The sequence below is a fragment of the Nostoc sp. FACHB-190 genome (assembly GCF_014696905.1).
Classification (GTDB): Bacteria; Cyanobacteriota; Cyanobacteriia; order Cyanobacteriales; family Nostocaceae; genus Nostoc_B.
In genome coordinates this window covers 1-22,773 of record NZ_JACJQW010000008.1, presented here as the reverse complement: position 1 = coordinate 22,773, position 22,773 = coordinate 1, and the positions used below count along the sequence as shown (strand labels likewise).

At 39.3% G+C, this 22,773-nt stretch carries 16 protein-coding genes and 1 pseudogene; 6 read left to right on the top strand and 11 right to left on the bottom strand.

The window, feature by feature from the left end; genetic code table 11:
- Window positions 1–14: 14 nt before the first annotated feature.
- The gene (locus tag H6G28_RS11655; protein WP_190670899.1) at window positions 15–2,000 is read left to right on the top strand and encodes a glycosyltransferase; all 1,986 of its coding nucleotides are present in this window, start codon (window positions 15–17) and stop codon (window positions 1,998–2,000) included.
- A gap of 149 nt (window positions 2,001–2,149) precedes the next feature.
- Window positions 2,150–2,476 carry an STAS domain-containing protein gene (locus tag H6G28_RS11650; RefSeq protein ID WP_190591732.1) on the top strand — a complete coding sequence of 109 codons (327 nt, stop codon included), beginning with the start codon at window positions 2,150–2,152 and terminating at the stop codon, window positions 2,474–2,476.
- Between the two features lie 83 nt (window positions 2,477–2,559).
- Here the strand turns inward: H6G28_RS11650 and H6G28_RS11645 are convergent, their stop codons facing one another.
- On the bottom strand, window positions 2,560–3,759 hold the full coding sequence (locus H6G28_RS11645; RefSeq protein WP_190591731.1) for a PP2C family protein-serine/threonine phosphatase: 1,200 nt from the start codon (window positions 3,757–3,759) through the stop codon (window positions 2,560–2,562).
- Between the two features lie 149 nt (window positions 3,760–3,908).
- Here H6G28_RS11645 and H6G28_RS11640 point away from each other — a divergent pair, with 149 nt between their 5' ends.
- The 3 genes from H6G28_RS11640 to H6G28_RS11630 all read left to right on the top strand — a co-directional run bounded on the left by H6G28_RS11640 (window position 3,909) and on the right by H6G28_RS11630 (window position 9,679).
- Window positions 3,909–4,325 (top strand): ATP-binding protein, encoded by a 417-nt coding sequence (locus H6G28_RS11640; RefSeq protein WP_190591730.1) that lies wholly within the window; start codon window positions 3,909–3,911, stop codon window positions 4,323–4,325.
- Between the two features lie 86 nt (window positions 4,326–4,411).
- The gene (locus tag H6G28_RS11635) at window positions 4,412–9,037 is read left to right on the top strand and encodes a GAF domain-containing protein (protein ID WP_190670897.1); all 4,626 of its coding nucleotides are present in this window, start codon (window positions 4,412–4,414) and stop codon (window positions 9,035–9,037) included.
- 255 nt (window positions 9,038–9,292) lie between these two features.
- Complete coding sequence (locus H6G28_RS11630; RefSeq protein WP_190591728.1) at window positions 9,293–9,679, top strand: mannose-binding lectin; 387 nt, start codon at window positions 9,293–9,295, stop codon at window positions 9,677–9,679.
- A gap of 438 nt (window positions 9,680–10,117) precedes the next feature.
- Here H6G28_RS11630 and H6G28_RS11625 read toward each other — a convergent pair whose 3' ends face one another.
- The 8 genes from H6G28_RS11625 to H6G28_RS11590 form a co-directional block, all read right to left on the bottom strand.
- Entirely contained in the window at window positions 10,118–11,401 is a 1,284-nt protein-coding gene (locus tag H6G28_RS11625; protein ID WP_190670895.1) for a M16 family metallopeptidase, read from the bottom strand.
- 163 nt (window positions 11,402–11,564) lie between these two features.
- Window positions 11,565–12,833 carry a M16 family metallopeptidase gene (locus H6G28_RS11620; protein WP_190670893.1) on the bottom strand — a complete coding sequence of 423 codons (1,269 nt, stop codon included), beginning with the start codon at window positions 12,831–12,833 and terminating at the stop codon, window positions 11,565–11,567.
- A 193-nt stretch (window positions 12,834–13,026) separates the two neighbouring features.
- Window positions 13,027–15,996 (bottom strand): carboxypeptidase-like regulatory domain-containing protein, encoded by a 2,970-nt coding sequence (locus H6G28_RS11615; protein WP_190670892.1) that lies wholly within the window; start codon window positions 15,994–15,996, stop codon window positions 13,027–13,029.
- 451 nt (window positions 15,997–16,447) lie between these two features.
- A complete protein-coding gene (locus tag H6G28_RS11610) occupies window positions 16,448–17,335 on the bottom strand; it encodes a fimbrial biogenesis chaperone (protein ID WP_190670890.1) in 888 nt (295 codons plus the stop codon).
- Between the two features lie 119 nt (window positions 17,336–17,454).
- Entirely contained in the window at window positions 17,455–17,988 is a 534-nt protein-coding gene (locus tag H6G28_RS11605; protein ID WP_242049131.1) for a hypothetical protein, read from the bottom strand.
- Between the two features lie 442 nt (window positions 17,989–18,430).
- A complete protein-coding gene (locus H6G28_RS11600) occupies window positions 18,431–19,096 on the bottom strand; it encodes a glutathione S-transferase family protein (protein ID WP_190591724.1) in 666 nt (221 codons plus the stop codon).
- 121 nt (window positions 19,097–19,217) lie between these two features.
- Window positions 19,218–20,342 (bottom strand): aryl-sulfate sulfotransferase, encoded by a 1,125-nt coding sequence (locus tag H6G28_RS11595; protein WP_190591723.1) that lies wholly within the window; start codon window positions 20,340–20,342, stop codon window positions 19,218–19,220.
- A 55-nt stretch (window positions 20,343–20,397) separates the two neighbouring features.
- On the bottom strand, window positions 20,398–21,435 hold the full coding sequence (locus H6G28_RS11590; RefSeq protein WP_190670888.1) for an NADP(H)-dependent aldo-keto reductase: 1,038 nt from the start codon (window positions 21,433–21,435) through the stop codon (window positions 20,398–20,400).
- 573 nt (window positions 21,436–22,008) lie between these two features.
- On the opposite strand from H6G28_RS11590, the gene H6G28_RS11585 reads away from it, so the two are divergent.
- A complete protein-coding gene (locus tag H6G28_RS11585) occupies window positions 22,009–22,245 on the top strand; it encodes a hypothetical protein (protein ID WP_190591722.1) in 237 nt (78 codons plus the stop codon).
- Window positions 22,246–22,362: 117 nt separating this feature from the next.
- Here the strand turns inward: H6G28_RS11585 and H6G28_RS11580 are convergent, their stop codons facing one another.
- Together H6G28_RS11580 and H6G28_RS11575 are read right to left on the bottom strand one after the other, a co-directional pair.
- Window positions 22,363–22,566 (bottom strand): hypothetical protein, encoded by a 204-nt coding sequence (locus tag H6G28_RS11580; RefSeq protein WP_190670886.1) that lies wholly within the window; start codon window positions 22,564–22,566, stop codon window positions 22,363–22,365.
- 73 nt (window positions 22,567–22,639) lie between these two features.
- Window positions 22,640–22,773: pseudogene (locus H6G28_RS11575) on the bottom strand (IS630 family transposase); the annotation flags it as partial.

Below are 22,773 nucleotides of genomic sequence, written 5' to 3'. Positions count from 1 at the left end.
TTATTGGTATTCCCATGAATTTTGCATCTTTGAATAACTCGGCTAATTTTCCTGGTAACAGTCGCTCAACACTCAAAAAACGCACATTATTATTTCGCTACTTAGCCGAAATTAATTTAATTTTCGGTTTTTGGTATTTACAATGGCGCATTACTCATTCAATTAACTTTGATGCTTTGTGGCTGTCAATTCCTTTATTATTAGCGGAAATTTATAGTTATTTTGGCGGTGTGCTATTTGTCATTGGTTTGTGGCGGCCTTTAGTGCGGCAGGTTAAATCTCTTGACCAAATGATCCCACCTTTAGCAAAATCGGAATGGCCAACAGTAGATGTATTTATCACTTGCTACAATGAGCCACCAGAAATTGTTGAGCAAACTGCAACGGCGGCTTTAGCAATTGATTATCCTGTTACTAAATTGCATGTTTATGTATTAGATGATGGCAACTCACCAGCCATGCGAACCATGACCGAAAGATTATGTATTCAAGATTTGCAATCACCATTATTACAACAAGAAGCTAACCGTATTGATGCTGAACGCTCTCATTTAGTAGAACGTCTGCAAAAACTAGAAAATCTCAAAGTCAATATTCAAGCGGCGGAAGAGTGGTTACAAGAATTATCATCAACTCAAAATGCTCAGACAACATCAGCAGCAGAATTACTCGCAAGTCTACAACAGTTTATTTTGTGTTTACCGCCGGAACATCACACTATAACTGCACGTCTGAAAACTGAAAAACGAGCTTTAGAAACAGCAATTTACCAAAAAGAACAAGAATTAGCTCAACTGCTAAGATTTCATTATATTGCACGTCCTAAGCCCGTGGGTGTACCTCACCATGCAAAAGCAGGTAATCTTAATTATGCGATTTTTTCAGGAGAAACTGCGGGGGAATTTATTCTCACTTTAGATGCCGATCATATTCCTAAACCACAGTTTCTCAAACGAGTTTTACCATATTTTTATACATATAATCTTTTCACTGGTAAGTACGAACAAAACCGCATTGCTTTTGTCCAAACACCACAAGCTTTTTATAATATTCCAGTTGGTGATCCTTTTGGACATCAAGCTAATTTATTTTACGGGCCACTACAACAGGGCAAAGATGGGATGAATGCGGCATTTTACACAGGGACAAATGCTATCCTCCGCCGGGAAGCCCTGATTAATGTAGGACTGCAATATTTTGCTGATGAGTTTAGTAAAGATGAAACTAAGTTAGATGAATTTAAATTAGTAGGTGGGGTATCTAGTAATAGTATTACAGAAGATATGAATACAGCTATGCGGCTGCATGGTGCTGGTTGGAAATCGATTTATCATCACGAACTTTTAGCAGAAGGTTTAGCACCGGATGATTTGAGTTCTACTTTAAAACAGCGACTACGCTGGGCTCAAGGAACTATCCAAGTTTTATTAAAAGAAAATCCCTTTGCTAAACCAGGACTGACATTTTGGCAACGCCTACAATATTTTAAAACCATGTATAGCTATTTTTCAGGCTTTGCTAGTCTGGTATTTATTGTTTGTCCAATTATTTATTTCTTTACCGAAATTGCCCCTGTAAAAACCTTTGGCTATGATTTTGCTATACATTTTATTCCGGCTTTTATTATCAATCGCTTAACATTTTTAACAGTGGCTTGGGGGATTCCGGCTGGTGAATTGTGGCGTTCAGAACAATATGCGATCGCATTATTTCCCTTATTAATTCAAGCTGTCTGGAGTGTGTTCACCGGACAAAAAATTAATTTCCAAGTTACCCCAAAACAGCGACAATCTGGTATTTACCTGCGTATGGTCTGGCCGCAATTACTGGTATTTATACTGACAGTTTTAGGTATGCTATGGAGTTTTTATTTATTTATCATTGGTCATAATAAGTATCCTGGGATATCTCTCATCAACAGTGTTTGGGCTATTTATAATCTAATGCTTTTGTGGGGTGTGATTCGGGCGGCTGTTTGGCAACCATCCCCAAAGTATTAAAGAGTTTATGAAAATTAGCTTTTGATAATTAAAGAAATCATGTAAATTGCATTTTTGTGATTGATATTAATTTGATAACTTGCGTTTAGGAAGTGCAAATGCCAAAATAGAAAAGTGTATATTTGATTACAAAATTAGGTAATTAGCTTATGGATTCGACAATCAAAGTCATTCAACCACAAGGCGTATTAAATGGTTTGACAGGTAATAAGTTACAGCATGAAGTGAGTAATCTATTGGATAATGGCGCAGATATGTTGTTGATTGATTTGAAAGAAGTCCATTTTATTGATAGCTCTGGTTTAGGGTCTTTAGTTGCAGCCGCTCAAATGGTGAAAACTGCTCATGCCAAACTGTTTGTTTGCTCTGTAAGTGACCAAGTGAATATGTTATTTCAATTAACAAAAATTAACAGAGTATTTCAAACTTTTGCTGATCAAGAAGACTGTAAACGCCAAGTGTTGGCAACTTCTTAAAAAGTCAAAAAATATCTCTGTTTTGGACTTTATTTTTTTATTTGTGTCGATTCTGAAAAATTTTCTAAAAATAAAAATTTGATTTAGGTTGCACTACCAAAATAAACTTTTAGTAAAGATAAATCATCTTCTGGAGATTGTTGAATATTTAAAGTCATGATTTTTAATAATAGATGATTGAGCGTGTAATTGTTTGCTTGGTTATGTTTGATTAAAATTTCAATAAAAGCATCAAGACCCAAGAGTTTACCGTTGGGTTGATTAATTTCATAAACTCCATCGCTAAAAATATAAAGAGTGCTGTTTTCGGTAATTTCAAAGACAGCCTCTACAAAGTCAACCTCTGGTAAAAAACCTATAGGTAAATCTAAGGAGATTAGTTGTTGAACTTGCAAATTATTCGGAGATTGATTTGAGATGAGGATGGCTGGTGGATGACCTGCATTAGCATAAACAAGTTGCTGTTTAATGCGGTCATACACTCCATACCAGATGGTGAAATATTTAGCACCTTGGTTACTCATTTGAAAGTTATGATTAAGTGCTTTGAGAACTTCACTTGGTTGACAAAAATTAGTGTGGGGTAAAGATTGCGATCGCAACATATTCAGCACCGACACCGACAGCAGCGCCGAACCTACGCCATGTCCCGATACATCTAACAGATAAATTACGAGATGATCATCATCTAGCCAGTAATAGTCAAAGCAATCACCTCCTAACTGTGCAGAAGGAATAAATAGGGTTTCAGTGGTGACTACTCCTGTCAGTGGTAGCGGTAAAAGCGATCGCACATAATCAGCCGCCTCAGCTAATTCTGTTTCCATAATTTGCTTTTGAGTTTGCAAAGTTTGGTTGAGAATTTCTAGAGCTTGTTTTTGACTGTGCAAATCTTGATTTAATTGATGCAACCTCAAACCAGCCCGGACTCGCGCTTTTAACTCATTCATCTCAATCGGCTTAGAAATAAATTCATCAGCCCCCGCATCTAGTCCTCTGACTCTATCTTCTTCTTCTCCCCTAGCTGCACCCTTCGCAGTTAACAAAATAAAAAAGGTTGTCGCTAATTCTGGATCAGCTTTAATTTGTCTGCATACCTCCAACCCATCTAAATATGACATCACCCAATCGCAAATAATCAAAGCTGGACGCAGTAACCGCGCTTGGATAATTCCTTCTTTGCCATTTGTCGCCACAGTAATTTCATAACCCTGATTCTGGAGCGTTCTTTTCAGTACCGCCTGCACAATTGGGTCATCATCAATCACTAGAATTTTTACCATAAACTACAGCTAACTAAATAAAATGATTATTAAATATTTGCTTAACTTTAAATTAACGATATTTAAGTTGTTAATGTATAGTGAAAATACTCAAATTAAATAAATTGAGTTCCGCTTATGATATAGGCTAAATATTTAATAAACTCAAAGTGGATAATAAAATTTGTTTAAAAGTAAACACAGACTTGAATGCCTCGTCTGAGATTTTATCTTGGTTTGAGCAAATTAATCAAACATCCAATATTGACCAAGAAATTTGGTGGCAATGCCAAACCCTGTTAATAGAAGGCTTTGCCAACATTGTAGAACATGCTCATAAAAATCTTCCCCAAGAAACTCCGATTGAGATAGAAGTTTGGCTGTCGAATAAACAAATAGACATCCGCATATTATCCCAAGGAGAAGCTTTCGATTTAGAAAAGCAATTACAACAAGTTCCTGAATTTGAAAATAATCATCGAGAACGAGGGCGAGGCTTAAAAATTATGTCAGCGATCGCCGATAAATTAACTTATGAACCAACAGCAGATAATCGGTACTGTTTATTAATTAGTAAATTTTACTAAGAATTTTGATTTATATAATTCTTCTTCACTAAAAAATTCAGGGATTGCATTAGCCAAGTTGTTTAACACATCTGTAAATAATTAGGATGAAAGCACCATTACCCGATAACGAAGCACAAAGAATAGAGGCACTTTTAGAGTATAAAATCCTCAATACTCCATCAGAAGCCGCATTTGATGACTTGACTAATTTAGCTTCGTATATTTGCGGAACACCAATTGCCTTAATTAGCTTAATTGATCAAAATCGGCAGTGGTTTAAGGCAAAAGTTGGGTTGAACGAAACAGAAACACCCAGAGATATTGCATTTTGTGGGTATTCTATCTTAGGGTCTGATGTTTTTATTGTCCCTGATGCCACAGCTGACGAACGTTTTGCGAAAAACCCCTTGGTTACTTCTAATCCCCACATTCGATTTTATGCTGGTGTGCCATTGATTAACCCTGAAGGTTATGCCTTGGGTACACTTTGCGTTATTGACCGTGTGCCTCGTAATTTATCTCCACAACAAATAGAAGCATTACGCATTCTGGGGCGACAAGTCATCAAACAGATGGAATTGCAACGGAATTTAGCAAATTTAGCCAGCATAACGAATGAACGTAAACACAAACAAAAGGTACATAGAGATTTTTTTAAAAGAGTTACTGGCGGTTTTGGGTTAGCTTCGATAATTTTAGTTTTAATCGGCTTAATTTCTTATAAAAATACCAAAATATTTATTAATATCAACCATCAAATTCAAAAAACTCAAAAGCAAATTTCTCGTTTAGAAACACTGCTGTCTGATGTTAAAGATGCCGAAGCTCGGCAAATAAATTATATACTTACAGGAGATCAGGCTGATTTCGACACATATCAAATAGCACTAAAAAATATTAATGGACAAATCAGAAATCTGCAAAAACACACAACAGATAAGCCGCGTCAAAAACAGCAATTAATCGTCATAGAAAGCCTAATAAATAATAAAATAAATATCCTCGAAAAAACTATTAATTTGCGTCAAGATAAAGGCTTTAATGTAGCATTGCAGGCTATATTGGCAGATAAAAAAAACAATTTAATGGCTGATATTCGCCAAGCTATTGATGCCATAGAAAATGAACAAAAGCAGTTATTAAAAGAGCAGTCACAAACAGACAGAGTTAGCACGCGCTACACAATTTTAATTCTGGCTTTTGCTATTTGTCTGAGCTTTGTGATTTTAGCTGTGGTTTACTACCTGATTTATTGTGAATTTACAGCCCGAAAGTTAACAGAAGATACACTCAACGAAGAACGCAACTTTATCTCCGCAGTTTTAGATACAGCTAGTGCATTGGTGATTGTACTTGATGCCAAAGGGCAAATTGTTCGCTTTAACCATGCTTGTGAGCAAATTACAGGTTACTCATTTGATGAAGTCAGGGGAAGATATTTCTGGAATTTATTTTTATTACCTGAAGAAATCGAGCCAGTCAAAGTTGCGTTTGCTCAGTTGCAATCAAGTGAGCATCAAGGCTATCAAAATTACGAAAGCTGTTGGGTAACAAAAGATGGTAGCCGACGACTAATTGCTTGGTCAAATGCGATTTTGCAAAACTACGAAGGCGCAGTGGAATATGTCATCAGTACAGGGATTGATATTACTGATAGCAAACGCGCCCAAAAGCAACTAAAGACACAATATGCAATTACCCGTGTCTTAGCAGAATCTACCACGATCGCCGAAACCATTCCCCAGATTTTGCAAGCTATTGGTGAAAACTTGGAATGGGATGTCAGCGAAATTTGGATAGTTGACCAACAAACAAATGTACTCAGATGTTCTGACTCTTGGCATCGGGATTCTTTAGAAATACAAGAGTTTACCACTGTGAGTCAGGAAATTTCATTTGCACCAGGAATCGGATTACCTGGTTGCGCTTGGGCTAATTGTGAACTGGTGTGGTTTACTGATGTTGCCAATAACCACAGGTTTTTGCGCCATCAACTAGCGAACCAAATGGGATTGCATGGCGCTTTTGGTTTCCCCATTCGCAGCGAACATAAAATCTTTGGGGTAATTACTTGTTTCAGCCAGCAAATTCAACAATATGACCAAGAGTTAGGGAAAATTCTCAATTCGATTGGGGAACAAGTCGGGCAGTTTATTCAACGCAAAAAAGCGGAAGAAGAACTACAACGACAAAACTTGCGATCGCAATTATTGACAGAAATTACCCTCAAAATTCGTCAATCTTTAGAAATAGCAGAGATTCTGGAAATCACCGCCAAAGAAGTCCAAAAAATTCTGCAAACTGACCGGGTATTAATTTCGCAAATATCTAGTCATGGCTCAGATAATATGCTAGTTGAGGCTGTAGTTTCTGACTGGCCATCAATCAAACAACAAAATATTGCCGACTCTTACTTACAAACAGAATATCAACAACAATACTATTTACAACAGTACCGCCAAAAGCAAATCGCCATCAATAGCGAGTTAGATTTACTAAGTATTCAACAAAGTCATCTAGAATTATTGCAAAAGCTTGGGGTCAAAGCCAATTTAGTCATTCCAATTCTGGTTAAAGAGGAACTCTGCGGTTTATTAATTGTTCATCAATGTGCTTCGCCTCACCAATGGTCAAGTTTTGAAACTCATCTTTTGCGGCAAATTGCTGATCAAGTCGGGATTGCTATTGCCCAAGCTCAATTGCTCAAAGTAGAAACCCAACAACGAGAAGAATTAGAAGTAGCTCGTCGTCAAGCAGAATTAGCTTCTCAAGCCAAAAGTGCATTTTTAGCGAATATGAGTCATGAAATTCGCACACCGATGAATGCTGTTTTGGGTATGACTAGTTTAATGTTAGAAACTCCCCTCAATCAAGAACAGCGAGATTTTATCGAAACCATTCGGATTAGTGGTGATGCACTGTTAAGTCTGATTAACGAGATTTTGGATTTATCAAAACTTGAGGCTGGAGAAATGACTTTAGAAACCCTCAATTTTGATTTAGCCAATTGTGTAGAAGAAGTCTTAGATTTATTAGCCCCCCAAGCGCATCAAAAAAACTTAGAAATTGCTGCGTTAATTTATCGCAATGTGCCGACACAACTCCAAGGTGATGCTAGTCGTCTGCGACAAATTTTGATGAACTTGATTAGTAATGCCATCAAATTTACTAGTGTGGGAGAAGTACTAATTAAAGCTGAATTGCGTTGGGAAAATACCACAACAGCTAATATTCGTTTTGCCGTTATCGATACTGGTTTGGGGATTACCACAGAAAACCAAAATCAATTATTTACTCCATTTACCCAAGTGCATACTGCTAATAAATACAAGTATGGTGGTACTGGTTTAGGATTGGCAATTTGCAAGCAACTTGTAACTTTAATGGGAGGAGAAATTGGTGTAGACAGCCAGTTAGGTAAAGGTTCGGAATTTTGGTTTGAGATTCCTTTTACCAAACAACTGCAACCAGTCACCATGATGGACGATCGCGGAATTTTGCGCGATCGCCGGATGCTTTTAGTAGATGACAACACAACTAATCACAAAATTATCGATTATCAAGCCACTCGTTGGGGAATGCAGGTGGATAAAGCTGATAGTGCGGAGGCTGTTATCCGGGCGATAGAAGCGGCTGACAAGCAAAGAAAACCCTATGATGTGGTTTTAATTGATATGCTGTCCCCAATCAATGGGATGGCTGTAGCAGGAATGATTAAGGCTCAATCTGCAATGGCGGAGATCCCTCTGATTATGCTGACATCTACCAATCAACGGGATGAAATGCAGCGATCGCTAGAAATGGGATTTGCAGCCTATTTAGTCAAACCTGTGAAGCCATCTCGGCTCCTTGATACTCTCATTACTATTTTAGGTTTCCACTCCCCACCACAGCATCTACCAAATAATCAGGAGTTAGAAATGAACAATTTACAAAATAGTCACCCTCGTCTGGCTACTGGCTCCTCTAAATTAAGAATTCTCGTGGCTGAGGATAATTTAGTCAATCAAAAAGTTGCGCTCAAACAACTAAAAAGCTTGGGTTACAATGCCGATGTTGCTGCCAACGGTCAAGAAGTTTTACAACTATTAGAAAAAATTCCTTACGATGTAATTTTTATGGATTGCCAAATGCCCGTTTTAGATGGGTTGGAAACGACCAAAGAAATTCATCGTTGGTATGAAGGTGATTTTGCTCACCGTCGTCGTCCAGTGATTATTGCGATGACGGCCAATGCTATGAAAGAAGATAAACAATTATGTCTTGATGCAGGTATGGATGATTATTTAAGCAAGCCTGTCATTAGAGAAAATTTAGCCGCAGTCTTAGAACATTGGAGTCAGTTTTTAATTGCTACTGAACATCCAGTTGCTATTAATCATGAGGATGGTAATACATTCTTTATTGATTGGGAACATTTACATCAGTTATCCGAAAATGATGCCGAATTTGAATTGCAATTATTAGAAATTTTTGTTGAAGATATGCAGTCTCGTTTAGAGTCAATCAAAGCTGCGATCGCTAACAGTGACTTTCAGCAAATGGCACAACAAACCCATCAAATTAAAGGTACTACTAACAACATTGGTGCTAAATCTATGTATTTAGCGGCGGAAAAGTTAGAACAACTCGCTCTTTATCAAGAACGTCGCGGCAGTACAGAACTAATTTCAGAACTAGAAGATTTTGTCAATCGAGTGAAAGCATTTTTAACACAATCCTGTAATTAAAAAAGTAGAGGGTAGTTAACCCTTGTATTAACAACTACCAGTGATGCCATTTTTTGTGCGATCGCACAACTTTGCCATCTACTGAAAATACTATGAACACAAGTATAAACTTTTATATCATTACCCTTGTCGTTTTAAAAATTCTTGCTTGATAATAGCCCCGTACAAACCACCCAATTGGATAGAGTTTGTATAGAAGCGATAGCTGTAATGTCTGTCCTTGTTTAGATTTTCTTTATCTTGGAGATGAAAACAATGAAATCAGTTCTGAAACTATGTATTGCCGTCCTGTTCACATTTGTTGTGTCTTTTATGACCACAAATTCTGCCTTGGCTTTGGGTCAGTTTAGCTTGACTTGTCGTAACACTAGTATTCAAGGTTCTGTTCTAACATCTACTTGCGAAAGAGCGAGTGGTGGCGTTTACAAAACTAGTTCTATTAATTTGAACCCAGAAGTTGAAAATGTTAATGGTAGTCTGAAGTGGCAACCCGGTAACTTTATTGAGACTTGCAGAGGAACCCAACTAGTTGGTTCACGTCTAAGTGCTCAATGTAAAACCCGCGCTCAACAGTGGGTTTCCACCACAATAAACCTTGACGACCACATTGCCAATATTGATGGCACTCTAAAGTATGAGTAACATCTAGAAACATCAATCTCATGGAATGAGGACGGGAAACGGGGAACAGATTGGTTTGGTTCTCATTTAGAACTATATTGTTAGCTCTCTTCTATTCCTTGTTTCCTGTCCCAATACTAGAGAAGTCAGGACTGCCGTATAGTAGTCCTGACTTCCCTTGTCTACTTACATCTTGCAGCAGTTGGGGACTTGCAATTAAGGTAATACCAAATTAAAAAATGATTGCGACAGATTGATGGCTCAAAAGCTTACCGATCAACCCTTACCCAATCCAAAATCTAAAATCCAAAATGGTATAAGGTGGGCAATGCTAAAAATTTACTGTGAGCATTGCCCACCCTACAGTTATTGAGAATGCTGCAAGATATGAATCTATCTTGTCTATCTTCCTTGTCTCCCTTGTCTACCTTGTCCCCCCTGTCTCTATATGTTCACATATCAATTCAATGCCAAATTAATAGCCTCTTCCTGACCAACTAAAGATAAGTAAGGGGTTTGCAAATACCGACTAGCAGCAGCTTGAGCATCTGCAACAGTCACGTCCGCAATTAGCTGTTGAAATTGGCTATCAAAATTAATTCCTAAACCTAAAATTTCATACCAGCCGTAAATCTGGGCAATTTGTCCGTTAGTTTGTTTACCTAAAGCATACTGTCCAAGAATTTTGTTTTTCGCAGCTTGAAAGGCGTTGGTAGAAACTTCCGTCGCCGACAGTAAATCTACCTCTGTCCGTAGTCCGTCAATGGCAATGGTGGTATTTTCTGGGGCTGTACCCATATAAACGACAAACGCACCAGGATACAAGCGGGTGGGATAAAAAGCCGAGACTTCGTAAGCCAGACCGCGTTTTTCGCGTAATTCCACAAATAAACGACTAGATAAGCCATTACCCAAGTAGGTAGACAGCAGTTTCAGTGGGGCGTAGTCTGGAGAATTGACGGCTGTCCCTAAATAACCCAACATCACAATAGATTGTTGTGTTTGTAGCGGCTTGATTAGACTTTGGGGATTCACGGGAATTTCGGGCAGATGCAATACTGGTAATGGTTGTGGGGGTATTTGCCAATCACCAAACACTTGCTCTACTAAGGCGACGGCTTCTGTTAAAGTGATTCTGCCGGCGATACTCACAACCAAATTATCGGGACGAAAATAAGTTTGGTGATACTGCACTAAGTCTTGGCGAGTAATGCGGCTCATGGTAGTTTCATCACCTAGCAGCGACATCGCATAGGGATGATTTTGGTATATTGCTTGCCGCATTTGCTCAAAAGCCAAAGTAAAAGGCTGTTCTTTTTGGGAGCGAATATCTTGTAAGGCTAACCGCCGTTCTAATTCTACTTGTTCATCGGGGAAGGTGGGCGATCGCAAAATTTTTCCCGTCAATGCCAATATCTCTGGAAAATCTGAGGTGACAGTCTTTAAAGACAATAAAAAATAATCTGTAGAGGTATCTGCACTCAAACTAGCCCCTACAGATTCTACTTGTTCGGCAATTTCTAAGCTCGAAAGCCCTTCACAGCCTTTAGTCATCACCGCCGAAAGCAAATGTGCTAACCCGGCTTGTTCTCGTTGTTCGTAACAACTACCAGCCCGGAGAAAAATTCGCCCAGCAATAATATCCGCCGCCGGATTTTCTGCCACTAACACAACAATGCCATTGTTGAGTACGGTGCGATGAATCAAGGAGTGAGACAGGGAAGGTTTTACAGTTGGAGTCATTTTTTAATAGTCAATGGTCATTAGTCAATCGTCATTAGTTCTTTTCACCCCTGCTCCCTTGCTTCCCGTCTGACTTTTGACTTGAAAGTGCTGAGTGCTGAGTAAAAATGCTAGTCCCACTTTCATGCTTGGCTATGAAACTTGTTTCATCGGGACTGCCTTCTTAGTAACCTGGTTTCAGGATAGTCACTGCATAATTCTGCGGTGAAAGATACTGTTTAGCTAATTGTTGCAGTTCTTGGGTAGTAAATGACTGAATTTGCTCTGGATAAGTTGTGGCTACTTCCGCTTGAGCAATAGTGTTGTAGTAACCATACAGCCCGGTTAATTGGTTGGGCGTTTCCGTCGAAAAAGCATACTCATTACATAACAACCTACGCATTCTTGCTAATTCTTGTTCGCTAATTCCGTCAGTTTGCAAATCATGTAAATGACTGCGAATTAAGTACTCTACTTTCTCGATGTTTTCTGGTTCTAGCCAAGCAGTGATAGTAAATAAACTCGATTCTTTTTGTAGAGAAAAATTACTACAAATTCCATACACTAATTGCTGTTCTTCCCGCAAGTCACGCACTAAGCGCGAAGTCCGCCCCTCTGTTAAGAATACAGATAACACATCTAAGCCATAAGCAGTGCGGAGTTGGTCAACTCCCGGTGCAGTCCAAGCCATGAGTAACCGCCCTTGCTCTAGCCTGGGTAAACACAGTTCTTGACGCTGTATACCTTGAATTAACGGTTTTTGGGCTGTAATAGATGGTGGACAATCAACAGGTGGAGCAAAATTAGCAAATGATTGATTCACTAATTCCCAGGCTTTGGCTTTTTCAATTCCGCCCACAATTACCACAGTCATATTTTCTGGCTGATAGTGAGCGCGATGAAAACAGCGCATGTCATCGGCTGAGTGCTGCATCAGTTCCTGTTCCGTACCCAGCACCGAACGTCCATAAGGATGCTGCGGATACACATTTTTGATCAAAGACTGAAATCCCAACCATTCAGGATCATCATAACAAGAGCGAATTTCTTCTAGTACTACATCTCGTTCGCGCAGAAATTCATCGTCAGGAATAGCCGCATTTACTAGTATTTCTGCCAGATAAGGCAAGGTATCTTCTAAATAAGGTGCAGCAGTTGTCACGCAGTAATGAGCGTAGTCGTGGCTGGTGGCTGCATTACTCACGCCACCACGGTTTTCAATTTTATAATCAAAAGCTCCAGGGGCAATTGTGGCTGTCCCTTTAAAAATCATGTGTTCTAAAAAATGAGCCATTCCAAACCACTGTTCTGGCTCTCTGGCTGCTCCAGCACGCACCCATACATCCGCCACAACCACGGGAGTAGTCGGAATCTCTTGATGAATCAATGTTAGACCATTATCAAGTTTTAAAATCGAGGCTGGGAAAACAGGATGAATTAATTGTTGTGACAATTTTTTGTAGATTAACCACAATTTAACGTAATCTGGTCATCTTAACTCTTAACTAAATCTAAATTAGAATCATTTGATACAGATTGATTAATATTTATAATGTAAAATTTTTAGCCAAAATTAGACAAAATACTTCATTTCTGTATATATTTCCGCCTTTAGCTTTGATCCATAACCGCTAACCCAGTTTATTTCACTGAAGATTGAGTTCTTGAAATGGTGCTGAGGTTTCTTGTAGTTGTAAATTTTCGGTGTTAAGCGGCTGGCCATTGACTTCTATTTTGTAGTTACCTTGCTGTAAACCTTGCAAATAATAGACTCCTGCGCCATTGGTAACGGAGAATCGCTTTTGTCCCGAATTTAGTTCTATGGCTTCGACTTTGGCACCGGGAATTGGTTTACCGCGAGAATCAGTAACCACGCCTGAACGAGTAAAAGAACGAATCATGGGTAGCATAACAGGTGTGTAACTGCCAGCAACTACATCCACGGCTAAAGCTTCAATGGCTGTTTGCCAATTGGCTGGAAAGCCAGCCGGATCGAGGTCAAGGCGATATTTACCGGGAGATAAATAAATCAAAGCGCCATCATTTTGAATTGTGGGTGCAAAAGACTGTAAAGGTTGATTGTTAATGGTAAATAGTAAGTTTGGCTGATCCAAATATATAGGTTCATTGGGATCGCGTTTACCGTTACCGTTGCGGTCGAAAAATGGCTGAATCCAAATTCCGCCTTGAGTACGTAAGTTGTTCGCTTGGCGAGAGGGGTGAGGCTTGATACCTCTTTGCAAGTCGAGACTAGATACCAACTCTAAGCCAAAACTTGGTTCATTGGATGTGGTGGAAATGCCTTGATAACGTCCCCGGAGTAATAAGCCAGGGAGAATATTAGTGCCTAAAGTTGCAATGACCCCAGAACCGAGGGAACCAATACCATAAGCTAGTTGTGCTTCCCAAAAATAGTTACCATTCAAAGAGCGTTGTGGGGAACGATAGCGCCATCCCAAGGTAGCGAGGCGATCGCTTTGAGTAAAAATATTACTAGTTTCATAACCCAAAAATAAGGCGTTGCCTTGGTGAGTAAATTTCTTGGGAGAAAGATAGTAAGCTAATTCCGATGCTGAAGCAATTTCGTTACCATTGCTGTTTAACTCTAGTTGTCCCCTACGATGCAATAAATTCCAGCGTAAATGACTTTGGGTATTGAAAGTCATCCGCGCAAAGGTAAAAGAATTTTTGCGGTTATGAGCAATTTGCACACCGCCAAATCCGCCTTCTTTGCTATCGACACCACCAAGTAAAGTCAACCAAGGAGACATTCGCCAATCAAAATCAAATCGGCTTTTATAGCGATCGCTCGTAAATCGCGTATTAATCTGAGGTGAGATATCAAATGTGACATTAGTATTAATATCCCAGCGATCGCCACTCAAAGCCGATAAAGCCACTTTTAACGGCAGATTTTGGGGTTGATAAAATATTTCTGCCAAACCGCGAAATGATTGATCGTAAACACCACCCAAACCTACTGTTAAATCAGGAGATAAACCCCAGCGTTGGGCCACACCACCACGAAAATCAGCAAACTCCCCAATTACAGAATTAGCCTCCGCAAATTGTCTGCGGAAACCACCAGAAACTACCAACGCACTTGCGCCGGCGGGGAGTTGTCCGGGTAAGGTAGAAAATGTCACATTTCTAATTTCTGGTGTTTCTGTTAATCTTCCTTGGGGATAAAGCAACAGTTGATAAGTTGCCCCTAAAAATCGCGTATCAACTTTGACATCATTAAAGCGATAAATTTCCGAAGAATCTACCAAAACTTCGGCAATAATGCGATCGCCTAAACCTTGAGTTAGTCTCACTAAAGTTCCTGGTGCGGCTTTTCCCGTAATTACCCGCCCAATTTGATCAGACTGCATTCTTTGATTGGGCGATAAACCACCACCAACAGTTTTGGGCGGTTGAAATCCCCAGCGTTGAATTGTGGTCAACCCCCAATAATCACCAGTACCTTGGCTCAACCAAAAAGGAGCCTGTGAACCAATCACATAATCAGCTTGATTTGTTTGTCGGAGAAATTGTGCTTCTGCAACTTGCCAAGCTGTGGGATTTTGAAACTGAGGTTGATTAACACGTACGAACCAACTACCACCTAAAGCTGTACCCACTGCGGCGAAGTCTCCTTGATAATTAGACGCACCACTAGCTGAACCACTAACGTTCAATTTTTGCTCAACGGCGGTCAAAGTCAAGCCAGGAGCCGGAACTTCTGGTAATCCAGCTAATTCTACAATTGCTTCTGGTGGTGCAATTACCTGGGTGGCTTTGAGCAACCAAGGACGTTCTAAGCGCACAGCATAATCACTAATATCAAATTTGGCTGTGACTCCTAACAAAGTTTGCAACTGAGCGACAGAAAACACCAATCCCAATTGCGGATCATTTGTGAGTTTTTGCGGATTAATTCGAGTCACCAAACCAGGAGCGCGAATTTCTAATTGACCATCAGCTAAAGTTGTGACATTGAGTTGCAAAGCCCTAACTACAGCCTCATAAGGTATCAACCATTGCTCAAAATTAATTGCTTGCATACCATCTTCTCGACCACGCATTAACACACTTTTAATGCTGGGACGTTGGTCTACATCTAACCCCACGGGAAAAACCTGTAACTCTTCTGAGATTGGCACTTTAATCGATGGTGGTTCGCTTCTCGCTTTTGTTTTCTCTTCTGGGGAAGTCTGCAATGAAGAGTCTGATAGTTGAACTCTATGCGATAAAGAAGCTTCGGGAGTAAAGCTTTCGGGCGGTGCGACGACTGGTGCAAACGGTATTTCTGAGTCATCTGATAATTTAACTGTATGAGATAAAGAAGCTTCGGGCGCAAAGCTTTCGGGCGGTGCGACGACTGGCGCAAACTGCTGTATTTCTGATTCACGAGTCTGCGAAGCGGAGGATTTGATAGTTGCTGTGGGAGTTAAAGTTTTGTCGATGGGAGAGTATTGGGGCGGTAAATTTTCGGGTGCGCTAGGTTTAATAACTACTGGAGTGGAACTTGCTGAAGACAATGATGCAGCAGTTTGCGGTTGAGCGATCGCATTTACAGATGGTAAATAATTAGTATCTGGGGAAAGTTCAGTATTAGATATTAAGTAAGACACAGTATTTTAAAAGAGTTACAAATTAAATTAATTTTTTATAGGATTGATTATCTAAGCTTGAGCAAGTCTGAATGCTTACCAAAATTAGTAGAACTCTTGCACGAATGTTATGAAACACGAATTTTAAGTCTCACGCAAAGGCGCAAAGGCGCAAAGAGTTACAGATCATTCGCTTGTTTAGTAGGCATAATCTGATTTATGCAAGAGGTCTAGTAATAATTATCAGAATTTTGTAGCGTCAAATCTGCATAATTATTACAACTATCAAAACTATAGCGGTAGTCAGAAATGTTAGGAAAATTTCAAAGCTTGAATGCCAGGAATAGTAAGACTTTGCCTCCTGCCTTCTGCTATATTTATATCTTTGTACCTTCGTGAATTAATAACTCCAAATACACAAAGGTACAAAGTAGAAAGAATGCTGAATCTATCAGGAAATAGTCTGACCTGATTAACGAAGAGCAGATGCCGCAGTTTGAGGTATAGTCAAATTGACATTGAAAGGAACCGTTTTTTCTGTCAAGCCTTCACTCCACAATAGCTCACCACTGAGTTCATATTGACCAGGCGTAATTTCTGGCTGATTTTGAGCTACAAGGTTGAGGAAAAAATTGCGATCGCTTTGAGCCACAATAGCTGTTGGTGGTAATTGTCCACTTCTGATCACTTTTCCTGCTCTTTTTAAATTCCATGTAGCTGTGGGTAAAACCGAAGCCGTACCTGTATTTTTAACCAACAGTTGAATTTTCTTTGCAGAAGCATTTAATTGGGCGCTATCTACTATTAAATTAGGTGATACATTCCCTTTACGAACATAGAAAGTAGAACCAACTTTACCAATGATACTAATGGCATTGCCATTAACATCTTCTGCACGAATTTCTTTGAGATTTTCAGTAAAAATAACCACTCGATATTCACCATCTGGTAAGTTAGGTGGCAGTTGACTTAATAACCGAATGCGTCGAGTCGCACCAGCCGGAATTGTCAGTTCCCCTGGTGAAAATTGTAAGTAAGGGGAAAGGTCTGTTGGGCTAGATTTCAAAGATTGAAATCCTGTATCTCGATGATATGTAAAAGGCTGAACATATACACGAGCGCGGAAGGGTTCATTAGTCATATTTTTGACATTAATTACACCTTCTGCTTGTCCTTGGTGCGCCTTAGCCGTAATTACCATCGGAGAAATTTGGACTTGTGCTTGTGCCGTCTTAGGGTTAAAAAATCCTGCTGATAATGCCAAACCACTCAGAGAAGTAGCGGCAATAATCATACTATGTTGCTGCTGGAAATTCTTGAGTAAGACTCCCAATTTTGTTATAGTCAAATTACTAATCATGATGTTTTTCTCTAAATCTCTTGAGTAATATAAGGTAGATATAACTTGAGTTGAGTAAACAAGATTTATGGGATTACCTTTAAACCAGAACTCAAGTTATAACAAACAAGCTAATATCTTTAAGGTGTGACTGTTAAATTAACAGTAAAGCCGTATGTTCCTGCTGTTAAAGCACTACTATTGACCACAAGCATGTGTACATCTAAAGGAATAGTTGTACCAGGAACCACCGTTTGAGGCGCACCAGCCACTCCAGCAGTAAAAGTGGCAGCAATTGTTCCTCCAGCAGCAGTTGCAGTGTATACAGGAGAAGCGAGAGTCGGCCCGGCTGTTTGGGTAACACCTGTAATATTGAGACTCCCAGTACTGCCTGTACATGATACCTGTGCTGTTCCTTTGGTTCCTCCATCTGCTAACGCACTACTCAAAGTAGTAGCTGTGGGGTTGCCTAAAGTACCATTACCAGGTGTACCCGGAAAAGAACAAGCCGCAACAACTGAACCACCAAACGGCACATTTTCCGTATCAGCTGCAAATGTTTTAGATGTAACAGCAAAACTTCCTAAAATCAAAGCTGAAGCGATAAAAAGACGACGAATCATTGCTGGTTCCTCAATTAATTGTGTTAACTGAAGTTGGCGATGAATATTCAACAGCAATATCTAATTGTGGTTAACTTAGTCCTGCATAGATGTTTGTTGGTCTAACGCAAAGATGCCAAGAGTCATAAGGAAAGAACAACTACTGCAAGCAATCTCAAGTTTAAGGTTATGAAAAGGTAGATTCCCTGATAAGAAGTTTCTGTTGATACCCTTCTTTGCCTTAACTTCATAAATCTTATTGTGCTGTGTATCTCAGCATTTATCCACCGTACTTATGCTTAATTTTACGAATTTAGCTTTGAGTAAAAACTCGGATTTAAAATTATACTAGCGATAAAAATAATAATATAGAAAACTAAGCACTTTCCCCTTTAAAAACAGGGAAAAGTGCCTTAAGTTAGATCAGGCATCTGTGGTAAATACTTTTTAAACTTGTATAAGTATTTACATTATTGATGCTTGGCTAAGTTTAGCAATCTCAATAATTGCCAGACTAGACTGCGACAGGTGTCGCAAATCTAGCATAACGCTCTATGTAAAATTCCTTGGAATTAGCGATCGCTTTGACAGAATCTCTTTCTTTGAGAGCATGTTTCCACTGTTTCAGACGGGTGAATTCGGCTGGTAGGGGAAAATCACGATATTTCTTGAGTGCAGCCCAACGCTCGAACCAAGGGAAGAAGGTAAAATCTACCAAACTAATAGATTCACCAAACCAATAGGGGCCATCTTTCGACAACTTCCCAAATGCTTCGTTTTCGATGAATTCTAAATGTTTGTAGAGTTCTTTTTTCGCTTCTTCTTGTTTTTGGATATCTGGACTCCTCAACAGGCTAGAAAAAGCGGGAACGAATCTAGTGTTAGCAAAATCAATCCAGATGCGAGCTTGGGCTTTACCTATGGCATTGTTGGGTAACAATGACGGATTAGGAAATACTTCATCCAGATATTCATTAATAACAGCAGATTCCCAAACGCGGCGATCGCCATGCACCAAAGCTGGTACTTTGCCATAAGGGGAAATATCTGTAAATCCTTCTGGCTTATTCTGCAAGTCAATTTCAATCAAGTCAAAGTCGATTCCCTTTTCTTGCAATACCAAGCGAGAACGGTGAGCAAAAGGACAAACGACGGCGCTATATATTTTAACTTCAGCCATGTTTACGTTCCTTTGTAAATCGGAATTTGTAGTCGGTTTTGAGACAGTTTCATCCCAAATCTGTTAGTCAGGCAGAGACAGAAAAACTTTCTTACCTCCTGCCTTCTGACTTCTGCCTTCTTTACAGCCAAGGCACTTCTTCAGGTGCGTAACGGAAGGCGCGAAAGACTGAATTCTGTTCCCCACGAGCTACCAACGACTTCTCCCCAGGGACATTACGAGCAGCAAAATGGGGGTTGACGTATTCCCAAACTAGTTCTCCTTCTCCAGTCACCTCAAAGATGCGTCCATAAGCACCTTCGGTAATCAAAGTATTACCATTCGCAAGGCGTTGCGCTCCTGATATATAGGAACTGAAGAAGTTGTGTGGTGGACTATCGGTATACTCCCAAACAATTTCTTGAGTTTGGCGGTTAACTTCAATCACACGAGAAAAATTCAACGCTGTGTGACGACGATGTGCGCCATTATCAAAAATCAAGATATTGCCGTTAGGTAATTCGTTAGGAAAATGCTGCTGTGCCAGTACATCATCACCCAAAGTCCAGATGATATTTCCGGTTTGGCGATCGATAATAGCAACGGTAGAAATATTCCGGAAACTCACAATAATATTCCCGTCAGCCAGTTCCCCCACAGTATTACCGTGAGTCCATTCATGTCGTTGGTCTTGGGGAGTAATGACAAATTTCTCTGGGTCGAGGTGTTCGTAGGCGTGCCAAGTCCAGACAATTTCGCCTGTGGGTGTGACTTCGTAAAGTACATCAGCATAGATATCACCATCGGCTTCTGTGCCAGCGATACCGCCTTTGATGCGAGGAACCAGAGATTGAGGTATCTTTTCAATGGCTAATAAAATTACATTGCCATTGCGGAGTTTTCGCCCATCATGATGATGATCTGGATGCTGATATTCCCAGATAATATCGCCTTTGGGGTTTACTTCTAAAACTACGCCACCTTTAAACGCCGACCACAAAGGAAAACGCGGTGGAATCTCTGGAGTCTTACCGTTATAGAACAAATTGCCATTCGGCAAAAGATAACCATATAACCCTGGCGGATAAGGCAAATTCCATTGATGTACAACTTCCCCTTGCAAGTCCAAAAGATATACTTCTCCATTACCCGTCAACGGTGTAAAGAGTGTATAGCCTTTGAAAACTTTCTCAGGATTGTAAGCTTTTAAGCCAGTACCCCGACGACGGATAGTATTTTGTTCAACAAACGTTGTAGCGAGAGTCATGTTCTACCTGGGAAATCGCTAAATTTTGGAGTTCAAGTAGCAGAATGCAAAACTTTTAAGGTGCTGGGTTGGGATGTTGAATGTTAATTTCATCCAACTCTGCCAAAATCTCTTTACTGAGAACTACATTCGCACTGTCTATGTTTTCTTTGAGTTGTTCTAGGGTTGTTGCACCAATAATTGTGCTAGTAACAAACCAACGACTCCGCACAAATGCTAAAGCTAATTGTGCAGGGCTAAGTTGATGACGTTTGGCTAGTTCTACATAAGCTGCAACTGCCGAGGTGACTTTTGGTTTGAGATAGCGTTGACCAAAGTTTTCAAATAGGGTAATTCTGGTATTTTCTGGTTTGCCATTGAGATATTTACCAGTTAAAAAACCAAAAGCTAAAGGACTATAAGCTAATAAACCAACATTTTCGTAATAAACTGTTTCAGCCAAAGCTCCATCAAATACTCTGTTGAGTAAGTTGTAAGCATTTTGAATCGAAATCACTTTTGGCAATCCTAACTGTTTAGCAGCATTACTAAACTGCACAACGCCCCAAGGAGTTTCATTACTCAACCCAAGATAACGAATTTTTCCGGCTTGAATAATATCAGCAAAAGCTTCTAGCTGTTCCACTATCGGCACAGATGGTTTTACTTGGGTGGGGTCAAAAATTGTCTGACCGAAACGTGGCACATATCGGTCGGGCCAGTGAATTTGATAAAGGTCAATATAGTCTGTTTGTAATCTTTTCAGGCTATCATCTACAGCTTGTTTAATATTATCGCGCTCAATGGCATCTGCCCCGCCACGTAACCATTTAAAACCACGTCCAGGGCCAGCAATTTTAGTTGCAACGATAACTTTATCTCGCTGCTGGTCTTTTAACCATTCGCCAATGTATGTTTCTGTCAAACCATAAGTAGCCTCTTGCGGTGGTACTGGGTACATTTCCGCCGCATCAATGAAATTAACACCATTAGCAATAGCATATTCTAGCTGTTGATGAGCTTCTGCAATGCTATTTTGCCGCCCATAAGTCATCGTACCAAGGCAAATCTCTGAAACTTTGAGGTCACTTTCACCTAGTTGGTTATAACGCATATTTTTGTGTGATTGAGTAATCAAATAATTGGCTTTAGTCAAAATATCGACTTTATAATTTAATGATTATCCGATGAATCCTGTCAACTATATTTGTATTCTTATCTAATGACCAAACTCTGAATAAATATGATATTTTCACAATTTTTTAACTATATAATTTACAGAATATATCTCATAAATATCAGGCTAAAAATATTTTTTCTAACAAAAATAGTGGCTTTGATCAAGCCTATTTTTGCTATTCATTTTATGAGCATCTGCATTCCACAAAGTTTATAGAGACCTTGTAAACAAAGTTCCTACAACAACTAATAAATTACATTTTTATCCAGTAACAGTATGAGACCTTTTAAATAAAGTACTATAAATCTGTCCAGTTACCGTAGATTGTACCAGAAAGTTATCAAGATTTCTCAGTTACAAAAGTTTATATCCCAAGTCTTACGCACAAAGGCTGTCTATGGAGACTGGGTTGAGAGGTGCAAGGGTATGATGTGTAAGGGTTTTAGCTAAATAACACAACCTTTAATGGGAATGATAAGCTGTTAATGATGGCTCAAGACAGCAAAAATGGACAAAGCAGTTACCCTGGAAAATGCGCTTGCATTAATAAAGCAACTTTCGTTAGTAGATAAAATACGCTTGATTGAACAAATTGCACCTCAAATTGAGCAAGAGTTGGTCAAAATTCAGCCACCAAAGCGCACTTCCTTAAGAGGAATTTGGAAGGGTAGTAACATAACTGAGTCAGATATTGCTGAGGTAAGACAACAAACGTGGTCAAATTTTCCCCGTGAGGATATTTGATGAATGATTTAGTCACTGATACTCATGCTTTGATATGGTATTTACAGGATATTCCAAACCTTAGCCCTGCGGTTAACCAGGCTTTTGATAGGTACAAAATAGATTAATCTATCAATTTTAAATATTTGATGTTACTTCTGCTGTTATTTCTTCTTCAGAAATAGTGATTTTTTCTAGTTTATCTCTTTTACTGGCACTTTTAGTATTTAATGGAGGAATATTGACGATGATAATAAAATAAGTTTTTCCGGCAAATACAATTTTAACTGGCAATTTATTATCTTTGTTTTGTATCACTATATTTATTTCTACATCATCCATATTAAAAATTAATAAATATCCAATTTGTTTATTGAAATCATTCGTATAGCTAACTATAGCAATCCTAAATCAGTTATGAGAAAACACCATAGGTATGGAGTTTGGGAAAGTCAAAAATTTGACCGTGAATTGCTAGTTCAAATAACGCTTTCACCACAGTAAAAGAATGACAGAAAAAATAAAACTCTCTGATGAATCGTTTGGCGT